Annotated in this window: 16 protein-coding genes and 1 tRNA gene; 6 read left to right on the forward strand and 11 right to left on the reverse strand. The window is 74.0% G+C overall.

Annotation, left to right across the window (positions count from 1 at the left end; translation table 11 throughout):
* Window positions 1-13: 13 nt before the first annotated feature.
* Both ELR47_RS16735 and ELR47_RS16740 read right to left on the reverse strand, forming a co-directional pair.
* A complete protein-coding gene (locus ELR47_RS16735; protein ID WP_130650923.1) occupies window positions 14-283 on the reverse strand; it encodes a hypothetical protein in 270 nt (89 codons plus the stop codon).
* A 31-nt stretch (window positions 284-314) separates the two neighbouring features.
* A complete protein-coding gene (locus ELR47_RS16740; protein WP_165404156.1) occupies window positions 315-1,901 on the reverse strand; it encodes a gamma-glutamyltransferase family protein in 1,587 nt (528 codons plus the stop codon).
* Between the two features lie 81 nt (window positions 1,902-1,982).
* Between ELR47_RS16740 and ELR47_RS16745 the strand changes: the two genes are divergently transcribed.
* The 3 genes from ELR47_RS16745 to ELR47_RS16755 all read left to right on the forward strand — a co-directional run bounded on the left by ELR47_RS16745 (window position 1,983) and on the right by ELR47_RS16755 (window position 5,915).
* The gene (locus ELR47_RS16745; RefSeq protein ID WP_205745332.1) at window positions 1,983-4,982 is read left to right on the forward strand and encodes an FAD-binding and (Fe-S)-binding domain-containing protein; all 3,000 of its coding nucleotides are present in this window, start codon (window positions 1,983-1,985) and stop codon (window positions 4,980-4,982) included.
* A 35-nt stretch (window positions 4,983-5,017) separates the two neighbouring features.
* Window positions 5,018-5,104, forward strand: a tRNA-Leu gene (locus ELR47_RS16750).
* A gap of 49 nt (window positions 5,105-5,153) precedes the next feature.
* Entirely contained in the window at window positions 5,154-5,915 is a 762-nt protein-coding gene (locus ELR47_RS16755; RefSeq protein WP_130650925.1) for a hypothetical protein, read from the forward strand.
* Between the two features lie 46 nt (window positions 5,916-5,961).
* Here ELR47_RS16755 and ELR47_RS16760 read toward each other — a convergent pair whose 3' ends face one another.
* Window positions 5,962-7,401 (reverse strand): NAD(P)H-hydrate epimerase, encoded by a 1,440-nt coding sequence (locus ELR47_RS16760; protein ID WP_165404157.1) that lies wholly within the window; start codon window positions 7,399-7,401, stop codon window positions 5,962-5,964.
* 172 nt (window positions 7,402-7,573) lie between these two features.
* Between ELR47_RS16760 and ELR47_RS16765 the strand changes: the two genes are divergently transcribed.
* The 3 genes from ELR47_RS16765 to ELR47_RS16775 all read left to right on the forward strand — a co-directional run bounded on the left by ELR47_RS16765 (window position 7,574) and on the right by ELR47_RS16775 (window position 10,049).
* Window positions 7,574-8,038, forward strand: a complete 465-nt coding sequence (locus tag ELR47_RS16765) for a nucleoside deaminase (RefSeq protein WP_130650927.1) — start codon at window positions 7,574-7,576, stop codon at window positions 8,036-8,038.
* Window positions 8,031-9,338, forward strand: a complete 1,308-nt coding sequence (gene codB / locus ELR47_RS16770; RefSeq protein WP_130650928.1) for a cytosine permease — start codon at window positions 8,031-8,033, stop codon at window positions 9,336-9,338. Before ELR47_RS16765 ends, codB begins: the two co-directional genes overlap by 8 nt.
* Window positions 9,339-9,443: 105 nt before the next feature.
* Entirely contained in the window at window positions 9,444-10,049 is a 606-nt protein-coding gene (locus ELR47_RS16775; protein ID WP_130650929.1) for a pentapeptide repeat-containing protein, read from the forward strand.
* 29 nt (window positions 10,050-10,078) lie between these two features.
* On the opposite strand, the gene ELR47_RS16780 is transcribed toward ELR47_RS16775, so the two are convergent.
* The 8 genes from ELR47_RS16780 to ELR47_RS16815 form a co-directional block, all read right to left on the reverse strand.
* Complete coding sequence (locus ELR47_RS16780; RefSeq protein WP_130650930.1) at window positions 10,079-11,005, reverse strand: Ppx/GppA phosphatase family protein; 927 nt, start codon at window positions 11,003-11,005, stop codon at window positions 10,079-10,081.
* Window positions 11,002-11,493, reverse strand: a complete 492-nt coding sequence (locus tag ELR47_RS16785; RefSeq protein ID WP_165404158.1) for a DUF501 domain-containing protein — start codon at window positions 11,491-11,493, stop codon at window positions 11,002-11,004. Before ELR47_RS16785 ends, ELR47_RS16780 begins: the two co-directional genes overlap by 4 nt.
* A 194-nt stretch (window positions 11,494-11,687) precedes the next feature.
* On the reverse strand, window positions 11,688-12,074 hold the full coding sequence (locus ELR47_RS16790; protein ID WP_165404159.1) for a S1 RNA-binding domain-containing protein: 387 nt from the start codon (window positions 12,072-12,074) through the stop codon (window positions 11,688-11,690).
* Window positions 12,075-12,315: 241 nt separating this feature from the next.
* The gene (locus tag ELR47_RS16795) at window positions 12,316-12,834 is read right to left on the reverse strand and encodes an FtsB family cell division protein (RefSeq protein WP_130650933.1); all 519 of its coding nucleotides are present in this window, start codon (window positions 12,832-12,834) and stop codon (window positions 12,316-12,318) included.
* Window positions 12,831-14,120: a phosphopyruvate hydratase gene (eno, locus tag ELR47_RS16800; protein ID WP_229730464.1), complete on the reverse strand. Its 1,290-nt coding sequence runs from the start codon at window positions 14,118-14,120 to the stop codon at window positions 12,831-12,833. The genes ELR47_RS16795 and eno overlap by 4 nt, the downstream gene beginning before the upstream one ends.
* Window positions 14,121-14,288: 168 nt before the next feature.
* The gene (locus ELR47_RS16805; RefSeq protein ID WP_130650934.1) at window positions 14,289-14,618 is read right to left on the reverse strand and encodes a hypothetical protein; all 330 of its coding nucleotides are present in this window, start codon (window positions 14,616-14,618) and stop codon (window positions 14,289-14,291) included.
* A 139-nt stretch (window positions 14,619-14,757) separates the two neighbouring features.
* A complete protein-coding gene (mazG, locus tag ELR47_RS16810) occupies window positions 14,758-15,924 on the reverse strand; it encodes a nucleoside triphosphate pyrophosphohydrolase (protein WP_130650935.1) in 1,167 nt (388 codons plus the stop codon).
* Between the two features lie 19 nt (window positions 15,925-15,943).
* A complete protein-coding gene (locus ELR47_RS16815; RefSeq protein WP_165404160.1) occupies window positions 15,944-16,936 on the reverse strand; it encodes a peptidylprolyl isomerase in 993 nt (330 codons plus the stop codon).
* Window positions 16,937-17,069 lie beyond the last annotated feature (133 nt).

The following is a 17,069-nucleotide window of genomic DNA, read 5'->3' on the forward strand; positions in this document are numbered from 1 at the left end:
GGCTGGTCGCCGGTCAGTCACGCACCGGTTCGAGCGGCACCCCTCCCGCGGGCGTGCGCACGGCGGCCCGACGCACCTTTCCCCACCACGACAGCTCGACCTCGACCACCACCTGCGCCTCGTCGCCGCTGTGCAGGCGGAACGACCCGCCGACGACGTTGCGCTCGTCGCGGGGGACCCCGTCGATCAGCAGTCGCGCGCGATAGGCGACGAACAAGGCCTGGTCGAGTTCGACCACCACCTCGCGACCCTCGTGGAGGACGCGGTACTCCTGGACCTGCATTCGTGCTCCTGTCGTCAGCTGGCGGGGCCGGTCACCAGCCGATGGCGCCACCTTCGGTGCGGGGGTCGCTGCCGGCCGCGTAGCCGCCGGCCGGGACGGGCTGGATGGCGTGGGCATGGCCGGCGCCGTGGGCGTTCGCCGGCATGTCGGTGACGGTGTGACCGCGCGCCCGCAGACCGTCGGCGACGGCCGGGTCGGCGTCGGCCTCGAGCCCCACCGAGCCATCCGCGACGCTGACGACGAAGCGGGGCCTGGCGACGGCGGTCTGCGGGTCGTCGCCACGGTCGACCAGGTTGCCCAGCACCTGGGCGTGGATCTGTGCCTGCCCGTCACCCCCCATGGTCCCGAACACGTACGCCGGCGTCCCGCCGCGCAGCGCCAGTGCCGGGATCAACGTGTGCATGGGTTGCTTGCCGCCGCCGATGGCGTTCGGGTCGTCCCCGTCGAGGGAGAAGTGCGCGCCACGGTTGTGCAGGCCGATGCCGGTCCCCGGCACGACCACGCCGGAGCCGAACCCGACGAAGTTGGACTGGATGAGGCTGACCAGCAGCCCGTCGCGGTCGGCGGCACACAGGTAGGCGGTGCCGCCCGCCGAGGGCCGGGCGGGCGGCCACCCGCCGGCACGGTCGGGGTCGACGGCCGCGGCGATCGCGTCCAGTCGTGCCGGCGCCAGCAGGTCGTCGACGGACACCCGCATGTGACGCGGGTCGGCGACGTACTGCTCGCGGTCGCCCAGCGCGGCGCGCACCGCCTCGACCTGCAGGTGGGTCGCCAGGGCCGGGTCGTCGGGCAGGCGCTCCCCCAGCCGGTCGAGCACGCCCAGCGCCGTCAGGGCCGTGACCCCCTGCGTCGGTGGCGGCAGTTCGAGCACCTCGAGGTCGCGGTAGCCGCCGCGGATCGGCGTGCCCCGCTGCACCCGGTGCCCGGCCAGGTCGTCGTGGGTCATCGTCGAGCCGTGCTGCTGGAGCACCTCGACGATGCGCTCGCCGAGGGGGCCGCGGTAGAGCGCGTCCGGGCCGTCGTCGGCCAGCCGGTGCAGGGTCGCCGCGAGATCCGGCTGCACGAAGCGTTCGCGGGCCCGCATGCGACCGTAGTGCTCGGCCCAGTGCGGCTGGTCCGCCAGGCGCTGACGCGCCCGCTCGGGCGCCCCGCCGCCGTGGGCGCTGACCACGAACCCGTCCTCGGCGAGCTCGACCGCCGTCCGGGCGACGGTGCCGAACGAGCGGCTGCCGAACCGTTCGAGCAGGTCGAACCAGCCGGCGACGGCGCCGGGGACCGTGACCGCCAGCGCGCCGAAGGTCGGCATGCCGGCGGTGCCGGGCATCGACACCGTCGGGTCGCCGTGCCCCGCGTCGATGGCGGCCCGGACGGTGGCGACGTCGGCACCGCGCGGGGCGCTGCCGACGCTCGTGACGCCGTGGGCCTGGCCGTCCCACACGATCGCGAGCAGGTCCCCGCCGGTTCCGCACAGGTAGGGCGTGACCACCGCGAGCACCAGGTTGGCGGCAACGGCCGCGTCGACCGCGTTGCCGCCGTCGGCCAGCACCCGCGCGCCGGCGCCCGAGGCGAGGTGGTGCGGGCTCGCCACCACACCGTTCGGGAACCAGCGTGCGCTCACGTCGCCACCTCGTCGTCGGGCCGTCGGGCCGGTCACGCGTGGCCACCCTAGGCTGCCCACGACGAGGCGGGAGGACCAGCCGTGGCGGTGGCGCGCAGGAGAGCGACGCGGCCCGTCGAGCTGCCCGACGAGGCGACCCGTCGGCAACTCGCGTTCGAACTTCGCCGCACCGTGACCGGCGAGGTCCGTTTCGACCCCGGCACGCGGGCACTGTTCGCCACCGACGCGTCCAACTACCGCCACGTACCGCTCGGGGTGGTGTCGCCCAGGGACGCCGACGAGGTCGCGGCCGTGCTGGCGGTGTGCCGGGCGGCGGGGGTACCGGTGACCCCCCGCGGGGCGGGGACCTCGCTGGCCGGCCAGGCGACCAACACGGGCGTGCTGCTCGACCTCGCGCGCCACCTCGACACGATCGAGGACGTCGACCCCGACACCGCGACGGCACGCGTCCAGACCGGCGTCGTGCTCGCGTCGCTGCAGCGGGCGGCCGCGCCGTACGGCCTGCGCTTCGGTCCCGACCCCTCCACCGCCGACCGCTGCACGCTGGGCGGCATGCTCGGCAACGACGCCTGCGGGCCGCACTCGCTGACGGCCGGACGCACCGTCCACCAGGTCGAGTCGCTCGACGTCCTGCTCGCCGACGGCACGCGCGTCGAGCTCGGCCGGGTCCCGCTCGACGCCGCGAGGGCGCTCGCCGCCGGGGACGGACCGATGGCGGGCCGTCTCGCCGGGCTGCTCGACCTGCGCGGCGAGGTCGGCGCCCTGGTCCGCGAACGGTTCCCGGCCGTCCCCCGGCGGGTGTCGGGCTACGGCCTCGACCAGCTGCTGCACGAGGACCACCTCGACCTCGCCAAGGCACTGGTGGGCACCGAGGGGACCTGCGCGGTCGTGCTCGGCGCCAGCGTGCGGCTGGTCCCGCGTCCGGGGGCCACCGTGCAGGTCCTGCTCGGCTACCGCGACCTGGTCGAGGCGGCCCGGCACGTCCCGGCGCTGCTGCCCCACCGTCCCGCCGCGCTCGAGGGGATCGACGCGATGCTGGTGGCCGGCTCCGCCCGTCCCGGCCGGCCGCGCCCACGCGGGCTGGACCTGCTGCCCGACGGCGACGGCTGGCTGGTGGCCGAGTTCGCCGGCGACACCGTCGCCGAGGCCACCGCCGCCGCCGAGCGGCTGGTCCGGGCGCGCGGTGAGGTGGGCGCGCCCACCCACCGCCTGGTCGTCGACCCGGCCGACCAGCGCGCGGTGTGGCGGGTACGGGCCGAGGGGCTCGGCGCCATCTCGGTCGCGCCCGGAGAGGCGATGAAGCTCTCCGGTTGGGAGGACGCCGGGATCGCTCCGGCCCGGCTGTCCGCCTACCTCGCCGACCTCGCCGACCTGCTGGCCGACCACGGCCTGACCGCTGGCGTCTACGGCCACTTCGGCGACGGCTGCGTGCACACCAAGATCGACTTCGACCACGCCACCGACGCCGGGGTGGCGACCTTCCGCCGGTTCGTCGAGCAGGCCGCCGACCTGGTCGTCGCCCACGGTGGGTCGCCGTCGGGCGAACACGGCGACGGCCAGGCCCGCGCCGAGCTGTACGGCCGCGTGTTCGGCCGCGAGCTCGTCGACGCCTTCCGACGGTTCAAGGCGCTGTGGGACCCGCAGGGACTGCTCAACCCCGGCCGGCTGGTGGATCCGCTTCCGCTCGACGCCGACCTGCGGTTGCGGCCACGCGCGGCGATGACCACCCCGGCCGGCTGGTTCGCCCTCGCCGAGGACGACGGTGACCTCGCCGGCGCCGCCGCCCGCTGCGTCGGCATGGGTGTGTGCGTCCGCGACCAGGGCACCGGCACGATGTGCCCGTCGTGGATGGTGACCCACGAGGAGGCGCACGCGACCCGTGGGCGCGCCCACCTGCTGTTCGAGGTGCTGCGGCCCGACACCGACCTCGACGGCCTGGGCGACGCGCGCCTGCACGAGGCGCTCGACCTGTGCCTGTCGTGCAAGGCGTGCAAGGCCGAGTGTCCCACCGGCGTCGACGTCGCCACGTTGAAGGCCGAGGTGCTCGCGCGCACCTACGCCGAGAGGCGCCGGCCGGCCGAACACCTGGCGCTGGGACGCGTGCGGTGGTGGCTGCGCGCCGGGTCGCACACGCCGCGGCTGGCCAACGCCCTGGCCGGCTCCGCGCCGTCGCGCTGGCTGCGACCGCGGGTCGGGGTGAGCGCCCGGCGGCCGGTGCCGACGCTCGCCGACGAGCCGTTCTCGACCTGGTGGCGCCGGCGGGGCGGCTCCGAGGTGTCCGGCGAGCCGGTGCTGCTGTTCGTCGACACCTTCACCGAGACGCTCACCCCCGAGGTCGGCCGCGCCGCCGTCGAGGTGCTCGAGGCGGCCGGTCGCCGCGTCGTGGTGGCGCCCCGTCCGGTGTGCTGCGGAAGACCGTTGTACGACCACGGGATGCTCGACGAGGCGGTCGCGACCCTACGTCGCCTGGTGGCCGTGCTCGGCCCGGCCGCGGTCGGTGGCGTCCCGGTGGTCGGACTCGAGCCGTCGTGCGTGGCGGCCCTGCGCGACGAGCTGCCCAGCCTGCTCGCCGACGACCCGGCCGCCGCCGCGATCGCCGGGGCGACGCGCACGTTGGCGGAGTTCCTCGACGGGATCGGCTGGGCGCCACCCGTCCCGCTCGAGGACGTCGAGGTGCTGCTGCACCCGCACTGCCAGGGGCGGGCGGTGATGGGCACGGACGCCGACGCGCGGCTGCTCGACCGGCTCGGGGCGTCGTGGCGCGACCTCGACGCCGGCTGCTGCGGCCTGGCCGGCTCGTTCGGCTACCGCGACGGCGAGCCCTTCGAGGTGTCGGTCGCCGCCGCGGAACGCCAGCTGTTGCCCGCCCTGCGCGACGCGGCGCCGCGCACGATCGTGCTGGCCGACGGGTTCTCCTGCCGCACCCAGATCGCCCACCTCGCCGGCGGCGAGGTCCCGCGGTCCCTGCACCTGGCCGAGGTCCTGGCCCTGCTGGTCCACCGCGGACGGGGCTCCCCCGACGCAGAGACGGCCCGGACATCGTCGGACCTCGTGGAGGCGCGCAAGGACGCGCCGTCGTGAGCGACAGCGCAGCCTGCTCTAGGCTTCCCGCCTGCGCGGGCGTGGCGAAACCGGTGAGACGCAAAGGGCTTAAACCCCTTGGGGCCGCGAGGCCCATGTGGGTTCGAATCCCACCGCCCGCACGGTGTCCGGCCACGTCGGTAGGGTCGGTCGTCGACGGGAGGACGATCCATGCGACGCTCGATGGCGACGTTCGCGGCCGTGGCGCTGATGGCCACCGCGTGCGGGACGAACGGTGACGACGACGGCAGCACGCAGGCACGCGTGGCCGAGCTCGAGGCCGAACTCGAGGAGACCCGCCAGGACGCCGACGCGCTGCTCGAGGAGAACCAGCAGCTGCGCGACGAGATCCGTGAGCAGCCGGACGCCGACCCGGGCGATGGCGGCGACGACGCCGCGGACGACGCGGACGACGCGGACGACGCGGACGACGCGGACGACGCGGGTGACACCGAGGACGACGGCACCGACGGCACCGACGGCGACGGCCCCGACGCCGGCTCGGTGGACGGGAGCCCGCTGCCCCAGCACAGCGCCGAGGGGCTGACCGACCAGCTGCGTACCTACGTCGACCAGCCGGACCAGCCCGAGGAGTGGGAGTCCGGCGCGACGCCGTGGGAGGCCGCCGAGCTGCCCGCCGACCTCGAGAACTTCTACGACTCGCCCGGTGACCTGGCCTTCGACCTGGCCCGGGCGCTCGACGCCGAGGCGCTCGGCGAGGACACCTGGGAGACGACCACCCGCGTGCACCTCGACGAGGACGACGACGGGCTCGGCTACGTCGCCGTGCTCTCGTGGGGCTTCCTCGACGACGCGGTCGCTGGCCGGGACCTGCGGGTCACGATCACGCTCGAGCACGACGGCTGGGTGCCCGGCGGCGCCGAGGAGCGCTTCCACTGCCGCCGAGGCGTCAGCGACGGACGGTGCGTCTGAGTGCCACACGACGGCGGCCCGGTCGGATGGCGGCCCGGCGTCGACGTCAGCGCTCGCCCTGGTCCGGCGTGCCGGCGTCGGTCGCCGCGTCGTCGGCGGTGAGCCGGACCAGCGGCCCGTTCGGGAACGTCGGCGGGTCGTCGACGCCGGCGGCGTGCCACGCCGCCGGCGGGATCCCGAGGTCGGCGAGATAGAGGTCACCGACGTAGGCGTGCGAGATCCTCGGCCGCAGCCCGAGCGTCGGGGCCCCGAGCGCGACGGTCACGTCGGCGGTGACGCACGAGCCCCGCAGCCCGACGTCGGCCGACAGCCCCGAGGGCAGCTCCAGCGCCACGACCGGGACGTCGTGTCGGCGCAACCACCTGGCCGCCGCCTCGGGCAGGTCCCGCAGCGGCGGCACGGTGCCGACCCCCAGCATCGCGTCGAGCACCACCTCACCGGGCGGCGCCGCGTCGTCGAGACCGGGACCGACCGCCTCGACCCGCACCCCGGCCGCCGCGAGCAACGCCACCTGCCCGGGATACCTCGCCGCCCCGACGGTGCGGACGTCGACGCGGGCGCCGCCGGCGACCAGCAGACGCGCCGCGGCCAGCCCGGCGGCACCGTTGTCGCTGGGCCCGGCCAGCACGGTCACGCTCAGCTCCGCGACGTCGCCCCGGCGCATGCGCCGGATCGCGTGGGCCGCGGCGCGACCGGCCTGCTCGGCGCGCGCCAGCGGTCCGACGTCGTGCCCGGCCAGCCAGTCGCGCACCGCCCGCAGCTGTCCGGCGGTGACGTGGGCGAGTTCCTGCTGCGCCACCGCCGGCAGGTCTCCCGCCAGACGCGTGCGACGCTCCCACGAGGGGACCTGCTCCCAGGGTCGCACGGCGCGCTCGTCGCCGAGGTCGTCCGGGGCGAGCCCGCCGGACCAGTCGTCGACGGCCGTCTCGAGCAGCAGCGCCATCACCACGGCGGTCGCACCCCACAACACGTCGTCGTCGAGCTGCCAGGCCCACGTCGAGCCGCCGAGGCTCAGCGGGGCGTGCCGCCACCGCGTGCGGTCGAGCAGCTGGGTCAGCGGGACCTCGAGGACCTCGTCGACCTCCCAGGGGTTCTCGGTCAGCGGATGCGGCTGCCGCCAACGGCCCAGCACCGGCACGACCCAGAACCGTGACGGGGGGATGTAGAACTTGGGTCCGATCCCGACCACCTCGACGCTGGAGGTCCGCAGCCCGATCTCCTCCCGGGCCTCGCGCAGCGCCGCCTCCTCGACGGTCTCCCCCGGATCGAGCCGGCCACCAGGGAACGAGACCTGACCGGGATGCGAGCGAAGGTCGCGACGACGGCGGGTCAGCACCACCCGCGGTCCCTCCGCGGTGTCCTCGAGCAGGACCAGCACCGCGCCGACCCGCGCCTGCGGCGGCGGGGTCCGGGCGTCCTCGGGCACCTCGGCGAGTGCCCGTCCCAGTCGCGGCCAGAACACCGCCGGGTCCAGCCGCTCGTCCACGACACCTCCCACGTCGTCGCTCGCCGACGTCCGACGCTAGGCGAGGACGACATCGCGCGGCGACGTGCCCGACACGTCGCTGGAACACCGCCCTGCGAGTCTCCCGCCGCCCCATCACCCATCGCGGCGTCGACCGTGACAGGATGCGCCGAAACCCGAGACGTCAGGGAGCATGGTGGACCTGCTCGACGAGGCGACGCTGCGGTCCTGGTTGGACGTGGCGGTCGAGGAAGCGCGGACCGGCCGCGACGAGGGTGGCATCCCCATCGGTGCCGCGTTGATCGGTGCGGACGGGCAGGTCCTCGGGCGGGGCCACAACCGGCGGGTGCAGGACGACGACCCGTCGGTGCACGGCGAGACCGACGCGTTCCGCCGGGCCGGCCGTCAGCGCAGCTACCGCGGCACCACGATGGTCACGACGCTCTCGCCGTGTTGGTACTGCTCGGGCCTCGTGCGCCAGTTCGGCATCTCCCGGCTCGTGATCGGTGAGACCCGCACCTTCAGCGGCGGCCACGACTGGCTCGCCGACCACGGCGTCGAGGTGCACGTGCTCGACGACCAGCGCTGCATCGACCTGCTGCAACAGTTCATCGCCGCCCACCCGGCGGTCTGGAACGAGGACATCGGTGATGAGTGACCTGGCCAGCACCCGCGCGTCGCAGCCCAGCGACGTCGACCCGGACTACCCGCTGCAGATCGTGCCCGCCCACGCCCGCAAGGGGGTGCTGTCGCTGGGCGTGGTGCTGCTCGGGTTCACCTTCTTCACCCCGACGATGCTGGCCGGGGCGAGCATCGCGCCGGCGTTCTCGTTCGGGCAGTTCCTCACCATCGCGCTGCTCGGTTCGATCGTGCTCGGCGTGTACGTCTCGGCGCTGGGTGCCGTGGGTGCACGCTCGGGCCTGACGACGGTGGTGATGGCCCGCTACGCCTTCGGCGAGAAGGGCGCCAAGCTGGTCTCCCTACTGCTCGGCGGCACCCAGATCGGCTGGTACGGCGTGACCGTCGCCACCCTCGCGCTGTTGACGCAGCAGGTCACCGGCCTCGACGGGCCGCTGTGGCGGTGGATCCTCATCCTCGGCGGCGGCGCCGTGATGGGGCTGACCGCCTACTTCGGCTACCGGGGCATGGAGCTGCTCTCGGCAGTGTCGGTCCCGCTGCTGCTCGTGCTCGCCGGCTGGGTGACGTGGCGGTCGCTGACCGAGATCGGCGGCCTGGGCGGGCTGGGCGAGGTGACCGGCACGGGTGAGCTGACCGTGGCCGCGGCCGTCACGGCCATCGTCGGCACGTTCGCCTCCGGCGGGACCCAGGCACCCAACTGGACCCGCTTCGCCCGCACACCGACGCAGGGGTTCTCCTCCGCCGCGATCGCGTTCATCGTCGGCGAACTGTTGATGATCTTCTTCGGCGGCATCGGTGCGCTGGCGTTCGGGATCGGCGACTTCGTCGAGGTCCTGTTCGCGCTCAACCTGATCGGCTGGGGTCTGGTGTTCCTGGTCGCCAACCTGTGGACCACCAACGACAACACCGCCTACAACTTCGGCGTCGCCGGGGCCGAGTTGTTCAACGCCAACACCAAGAAGCCGTTCGTCATCGGTGGTGTGGTGATCGGCACGCTGCTGGCCCTGCCGATCTACGACAACCTGATCGGTTACCTGTCCTGGCTCGGGATCCTGATCCCGGCCATCGGTGGGGTGCTCATCGGTGACCACGTCGCGAACTGGCGCCGCGGGATGCCCGAGCCGCTGGCCTACCGCTTCCCCGCCGTGCGGTGGGAGAACGTCGCGGTCTACGCCGTGGCGACGCTCGCCGCCTGGATCTCCAGCCGTCAGGGGATCCTGATCCCGCCGGTGGTCGCGATCGTGCTCGCGGTCGTCGGTGCGTACGCCGTCGGTCGGCGGCTCACCCCCGACCTCGGTCAGCCGGTCGCGGCCGCCTGACGCTCCCGGTGCGACGGGGCCGGGGCACCGCCCCCGTCGCACCGGCCCCGTAGGGTCCGCAGCCGTGTCCGGGTCCGGGAGACCGCGTCGCGAACAGGAGCGCCCATGGCCGCCGTCGAGCCGCTGCACCTGGTCGGCGAGGACCGGTGCGGGGAGGACCTGCGCGACCTCGACTTCACCGGTGCGGTGTTCGAGCGCTGCGAACTGCGCCACGCCGACCTGTCGGGCGTGCGTACCAGCGGCGCGGTGTTCACCGCCTGTGACCTCGCCGGGGTCGACCTCAGCGCGTCCGTCCACGACGGCACGGCGTTCGTCAACTGCCGTCTCGAGGGCGCCCGGTTGTCCACGGCCCGGTTCGTCGGCTGCAAGCTGACCGGCAGCGAACTGACGGCGACGACCCTGCTCGGGTTCGAGATCGACGGTGGCGACTGGACCTACGTCAACCTCCGGGGCACCGACCTGCGACGGATGCGACTGGCGGGCCTGCGGCTGGCCCACGCCGACCTCGGCGGCGCCGACCTGCGTGGAGCGGACCTCACCGGCGCGGACCTGACCGGCGCGAACGTGCACGGCACCCGCCTGCGCGACGCGGAGCTCACCGACGCCCGCCTCGACGGGGTCGCCCTGGCGGACGCGGAACTCGCCGGCGCGGTCCTCGACCTCGGTGGTGCCATCCGTCTGGCCGAGTCGCTCGGGGCCGTGGTGCGCTGAAGCGTCCCTGCACTCCGTCGCGTGGCGGTTCAGGCCAACGACGCGGCCAGGCCGTCGAGGATGTCGGCCTCGCTGACGACCACGTCGGCGAACCCGTAGCGCTGCGCGACGCGCGAGAGCACCAGCGCCCCGCCGTGCAGGACGTCCTCGCGTCCCGGTTGCACCGGGCCGAGCGCGGCACGCTGCGCCGAGGTCATCCGGGCCAGGCGGTCGGTGAGCTCGAGCAACGCCGGCGTCGGGATCCGGGTGGCGTGGATGCGTTCCTCGAGGTACTCGGGCAGGTCGAGGTGCAGCGCGGCGAGCGTGGTGGCGGTCCCGGCGACGGCGACCAGCGTCCGTGCCCCGCCCAGGTCGGCGTGCTGCACGGACAGGCCGGCGTCGGCCTCCGCGAGCCGTTCGTCGACCGTTGCGCGCGCGGCCCGCCACTCGACGAGGGTGGGCGGGTCGGACACCAGATGGTGCTCGGCCAACCGGACGCAGCCCAGCTGCAGCGACACGCTGCCGACGACCGTCCCGGCGACGTCGCCGACGACCAGTTCGGTCGACCCGCCACCGACGTCGACCACCGCCGCCGGCGTCGGAACGTCGAGGGCCCCGAGCACGCCGGCGTAGGTCAGCGCCGCCTCCTGCTCACCGGTCAGCACCTCGGCGTCGACGCCCGTGAGCTCCCGCACGCCGTCGAAGAACCGGTCGCGGTCGCCGGCGTCGCGCACGGCGGAGGTCGCGGCGATCCGGACCCGGTCGGTCACGCCCGCCGCGACCCACTGCTCGCGGTAGCCCGCGATGGTCGTCAACGTGCGGTGCAGCGCGTCGTCGTCGAGCACCCCGGTGCGGTCCACGCCGGTCCCCAGTCGAGTGATCGTCAGCTCGCGGGCCAGCCGGCGGCCGTCCGCATCGCTCACCAGCAGACGGACCGAGTTGGTCCCGACGTCGACGGCGGCGCGGGGGGTGCTCATGGGCGGTCCTGGTCCTGGTCCTGGAGCCGGTGCCGGTCGCGGGCCCGGGTCCGTTCGCGGTCGAGCTGGTGTTCGACCTGCTCGGTGGTCACACACGGACCGCGGCACGGCGCCGGCGTGCTGTGCTCGAGCGTCCACTGCCCGACGACGTTGTCCCCGGTCGCCAGGGTGTGGCCGGCATGGACGTGCAGGCACTTGATGTGCCCGGGCATGCCGCCGGCCGACGGGTTCCCCGGCAGCGGGTCCCCCAGTTCGTTCCGGGCCGCGACGTAGCGCTCGGAAGCCGCGGCGTAGGCGGCCGCGAACGACTCGTCGGTCGCCAGCCGTTCGTTGAGGCCGACCATCGCGTGGTCGGCCTCGAGGCGGCCCACCCGGGAGCGCATCACCGGGCAGGTCAACCAGAAGGTGGTCGGGAACGGGGTGCCGTCGTCGAGGCGCGGGTCGACCCGCACCACCGTCGGCAACCCGAACACACAGGTGTGCACCACCGCCGGTTCACCCCGGGAGGGCCGGCCGAGCTGCGCCGACACGACGGCGCGCCCGCGCGCATCGGCGGGTGGAGCTGCCAGCGCCCGGGCGTAGGAAGCCGCCGGATCCGGCCGGACGGCGTCGGTCTGGGGACCGGACGCGTCCGGCGGCCGGACGGCGACGGGGACGGGGCCGTCGGCCCCGTCAGCGGAGGTCACGAGACGACGCGTCCGCGACGCTGCCGGCGTGCCTCACCCTGGATCATCTGCGACTTGTGCATGAACCGCCGCAGACGCTTGTTGAAGTCCTTGTCGAGCTTCGACCGCAGGTTGACGGACTCCTCGTCCTGCCACTCCGGGTCGGCCCGCTTGATGGACAGGTCGACCTTGCCGTCGTCCTTGACGTCGAGCACCTTGACGTCGACCTCGTCACCTTCGGCGAGGTAGGCGTAGATGTTCTCGACGAAGTCGGCGTCGACCTCGGAAACGTGGACCAGCCCGGTGACGACGCCGCCGTCCTCGGTGGACACTTCGACGAACGCGCCGTACTCCTCGAGCCGGACGACCTTGCCCTTGACGATCTGACCCTGCAGTTGGACCAACTCCTGTGGGGCGATGAGGCGCTCGCGCGAGGCGCCGTGGGCCCCGGTCGTAGCCGCACATCAGGCGGCTGGCGATGGAAGAACCCGGTCCGGGCAACGGGCCGGGTGCGCGCGGGCAGGACCGGCTGGGGTCCCGCACCCGCAAACCGTACGGACCGGACGGCTCGGGAGCAAGACCCGGACACCATCCGATCGTCCCCGCCCACCGTGCGGGCGGCAGGACGATGGCGTCGCCGGCCGCTCAGCTGGCCCCGATCCACCCGCCCAGCGCGTCCCACGCCCGGCGGTACCAGGCCGGCGACGGTCCCGGTGCCGCCTCGCGAGGTGAGGTGATGCGGGGACGGTCGACCTCGGGGGGCACCAGGGTGTAGGGCACCTCGCCCGGCCGGATGAATCCCTGTTGCTCGCGGGCCAGCAGCTCGACGTTGCCCGGGTCCTGCAGATCGCGTTGCCGTTGCTCGAGCTCGGCGTTGACCTGCTCGAGCGCCACGGCCTTGCCCGCCAGTGCATCGACCCGGTCGCGCGTGTCGAGATACCGCTGCGCCGGCCCGGAGAGCATCAGCACCGACAGCACCAACGCACCGAGCAGCAACAGCACCAACGGGCGGTCGCCACGCACGGCGCCCTGGATGGCTGCGGCGAAGCGTCGCGCCGCCCGCTGCACCGGCAGGGGGCCGCGGCCGGAGCCTCCACGCCGACGGCGGCGCTGCGCCGAGCGCAGCGCCCGGCGCGGGGTCGGATCCGCGGCGGCCCGACTCATGCGGAGAACCGGGGGAAGGCGTCGCGACCGGCGTAGCGGGCGGTGTCGCCGAGCTCCTCCTCGATCCGCAGGAGCTGGTTGTACTTGGCGACCCGGTCGGAGCGCGCCGGCGCACCGGTCTTGATCTGTCCGGCGTTGGTGGCGACCGCGATGTCGGCGATGGTCGCGTCCTCGGTCTCGCCCGAACGGTGGCTGATCATCGCGGTCCAGCCGGCCCGCTGCGCCAGCGAGACCGCGTCGAAGGTCTCCGTCAGCGAACCGATCTGGTTGACCTTCACCAGCACGCTGTTGGCGGCGCGCTCGTCGATGCCGCGCCGCACGAAGGCGGGGTTGGTGACGAGCAGGTCGTCACCGACGAGCTGGACCTGGTCCCCGAGCCGCGCGGTCAGCAGCTTCCAACCGTCCCAGTCCCCCTCGTCGAGGCCGTCCTCGATCGACACGATCGGATAGCGCCCGACCAGGTCGGCCCACAGGTCCACCATCTCCTGCGACGACAGCACGCGTCCCTCGCCCTCGAGGGCGTAGCTCCCGTCGCGGAACAGCTCCGAGGTCGCCGGGTCCATGGCCAGCGCGACGTCGGTGCCGGCGGTGAAGCCGGCCTCGTCGATCGCCTCCATCAACAGGTCGAGCGCCGCCGAGTTGGACGCGAGGTCGGGGGCGAAGCCGCCCTCGTCGCCGAGTCCGGTGGACAGCCCCCGGCCGTGCAGGACCTTCTTGAGCTGGTGGTAGACCTGCGTGCCGATGCGCAGCGCCTCGGAGAAGCTCGGTGCGCCGATGGGCGCGATCATGAACTCCTGGAAGTCGACGTTGGACTCCGCGTGGCTGCCGCCGTTGAGCACGTTCATCATCGGCACGGGCAGCACGTGGGCGTTGGGGCCCCCGAGGTAGGCGTACAGCGGCAGGCCGAGCGCCGCGGCCGCAGCCTTCGCGGTCGCCAGCGACACCCCCAGGATCGCGTTGGCGCCGAGCTCGGCCTTGTTGTCGGTGCCGTCGAGCTCGAGCAGCAGCGCGTCGACCTCACGCTGACGGGTCGCCTCGCGGCCGAGCAACGCCGGGGCGATGGTCTCGTGGACGTTGTCGACGGCCTTGCGCACCCCCTTGCCGAGGTAGCGCTCACCACCGTCACGCAACTCGACGGCCTCGGCCTCGCCGGTGGAGGCGCCGGAGGGCACCGCGGCGCGACCGAGCGTGCCGTCGACGAGCCCGACCTCGACCTCGACGGTCGGGTTGCCGCGGCTGTCGAGGATCTCGCGGGCGCGGACCAGGTCGATGGTGGTCAGGTCCATGGATTCTCTACCTCGAAGGTCGGGCACGGTCGCCGATCCGCACGGCCTCGGATGCGGGCAGACGGTACGTCACGGACGTGCGCGGGGGAAACAACGTCGACACGAACGACTGGCGGGGGCGGGAACGGGAACCGGTCCGGGTGCCGTCGGCGCGCAGCGGTGCGGGTCTCAGACGTCGAGCCGCCAGATCCGGCGCACCACCGCCGCACTCACGACGGCGACCAGCGACCCGAGCACCGCGCCCCGCCCGCGACGAGCACCCAGCGCGGCACCTCCCGTCGCGCCCGCCACCCCCGCACCGAGCACCACGACGGTGTCGATCGGGAAGGGGCGTCGATCGCCACGGCCCCGTGCGAGCGCGGCGAGCTCGACGTCGGTGTCCCAGCCGGCGAGCACGTCACGGTCGGCACCACGCACGGCGCGGGGCGGCAGGTCCGGCGGACGGATACTGGCCGGCTCCGCTGGCACCGAGGCGTCGGTGGTGTGGTCGGCGGACATGGCGTTCCTCGACGATGCAGGGGGCGGTCAGCCTAGTGCTCGACGCCGTCGCGCGTCGCCGCGCACCGGGCGTGCCGGCAGCGTAGGGCGGTCGGACGGCGACGCAAGGAGATGACGGGGCGCCGTCCGAGCGGCGCGGTCAGTCCGGCGCCTTGACCTCGTCCCACAGCTCGAGCCAGGTGTCCCGGCTGAGGTCGTCGACGGGCAGGTCCCGCTTCGCCGCCAGTGCGAGCATCGCCTCGAAACGGCTGCGGAACTTGCGTCCGGCCGCCCGCGCCGCCTCCTCCGGGTCGATGCCGAGCGTCCGTCCGAGCCCGACGACCGCGCCGAGCAGGTCGCCGAACTCCTCGAGGCGGTGCTCACCGTCGGCGGCGAGCAGTTCGTCGAGTTCCTCGCGGACCCGGTCGGCCGGCTCGTGGGAACCTCCCCAGTCGAACCCGCGCTTGGCGGCCTTGCGCTCCAGCGTCTCGAGCAGCAGCAGCCCCGGCAGGGCCGGCGGCACCCCGTCGAAGGGGCCGGTCCGATCGGTCTTCTCCGCGGCCTTGAGCTGGTCCCAGTTGCGCTGCACGTCCTCGGCGCCGTCCACCTCGACGTCGGCGAACACGTGGGGATGGCGACGCACGAGCTTGTCCACGATGCCGCGGGTCACGTCGTCGATGCCGAACGCACCACGGTCCCGGGCGACCTGGGCCTGGAAGACGACCTGCAACAGGACGTCGCCGAGCTCCTCCTCGATGTCGACGTCGACACCGCGCTCGATCGCGTCGAGCAGCTCGTAGGTCTCCTCGACGAGATAGCGGCCGAGCGTGTGGTGATCCTGCTCGAGATCCCACGGGCAGCCGTGCTCGGGGTCACGGAGGCGACGCAGGACGTCGACCAGGCGGGTGAACTCCGCCCCGGCCGGCTGCTGGGCCAGGAAGACGAACTCGACCTCGGCACCCAGCAGCTGCGCCTGACCGCCCAGCGTCGGGCCCAGACCCTCGTCACCGGGACCCAGGAGGTACACCACGACGCCGTCGGCCTCGGCCTGGGCGAGCAGTGCCTTGGCGAGGCGGCGGTCCTCCGGGCTGCCGGGGCGTGCCAGGTCGAGGTCCCGCCGTTCCAGCGGGGACGGTTCGACCGTGACGAGGTCCAGCCCCGCGAAGAACAGGTGCTGCGCACTCGGGTGGGCGTCGGGGTCGCGCAGGTGGACCACCGGAGCGCTCGCCAGCGCGTCCCAGGCCTGGAACGGCAGCAGGCCCGGCAACGCATCGGAGGTCTCCACGAGGACGACCCGTGGCGGTTCGCTGCCCGCGGTCGGGCTCATACCCGGACTCCGCGTCGGCTCATTCCTCGACCGGTGCGTCGGCGGTCGGCTCCTCGATCAGCTCGTCGGGCAACAGCCCCTGCGCCGGCTCCGCGCCCTGCCCGACACGACCGGGCTCGACCACCCGCTGCTGCACGGGGTCCCAGCTCCCGAGACCGGTGCCGACGGAGACGTCGGCCTCCGCGAACGCCTCGCTCAGGCGCCGGTCGACCTCGAGGTTGGCGGCCTGCAGCGGGTCACCACCACCAGTCGCCTGCTCGACGGTGTCCTCACCGGTCACCTCGAGCACGTGGAAACCGAAGCTGGACTCGACCGGGCCGACGACCTCGCCGATCTCGGCCTCCCACACCGCGTCGTCGAACTCCGGCACGAAGGCGCCACGCGGGTTCTGTCCGAGCTCGCCGCCCTGTGCACCGCTGCCCGGATCGATCGAGCGCTCCTGGGCCAGCGCGGCGAAGTCGCCGCCGCCCGCGAGCTCGTCGACGATCTCCTGCGCCTCGTCCTCGGTCTCCACGAGGATGTGACGCACCTCGCGGACCTCGACCTCCTCGAGGTCGACGTCCTCGGCGAGCTGGTCGCGCAGCACGTCGAGGCGGGCGGTCGCCGGCACCAACGCCTCGCGGTAGAGCTCGACGGTCAGGCCGCTCTGCTGGGAGGCGAGCACCTCGGCGAGGCCCTCCTCGCCACCGAACGCCTCGAGGTCCTGCTCGTAGCGGGCCTGCACCTCGGCCTCGTCGACCGTGATCCCGAGCTCGTCGGTGTAGTTCTCGATGACCTCCACCTGGATCAGGAAGGTCAGCACGTTGCGCTGGAGGTCGCCGACCAGCTGGTTGCGCTGCTGCGCGTCCATGCCGGTGGTCTCGCCCGTCAGCTCGCGGACGGCGTCCTCGAGCTGCTCGCGCGGGATCACCTCGCCGTCCACGGTGGCTGCGGCGCCGGGGGTCGTGGCCGCACCACACCCGGCGAGCAGGGCCGTGAGCACGGCGGCGGACAACAGCGAGCGGATGCGCACGGCGAGGTACTCCAGGGACGAACGGGGGCGGCCGACGGCGGCGGCGAGAGCGGCACGACGTTTGCGACACGCGTCGGCCGCGGAGTCTACTGCCTCGATACTGCCCGTCCCGCGCCGGGATGCGCAGGGACGT

This window comes from Egicoccus halophilus, from assembly GCF_004300825.1.
Classification (GTDB): domain Bacteria; phylum Actinomycetota; class Nitriliruptoria; order Nitriliruptorales; family Nitriliruptoraceae; genus Egicoccus; species Egicoccus halophilus.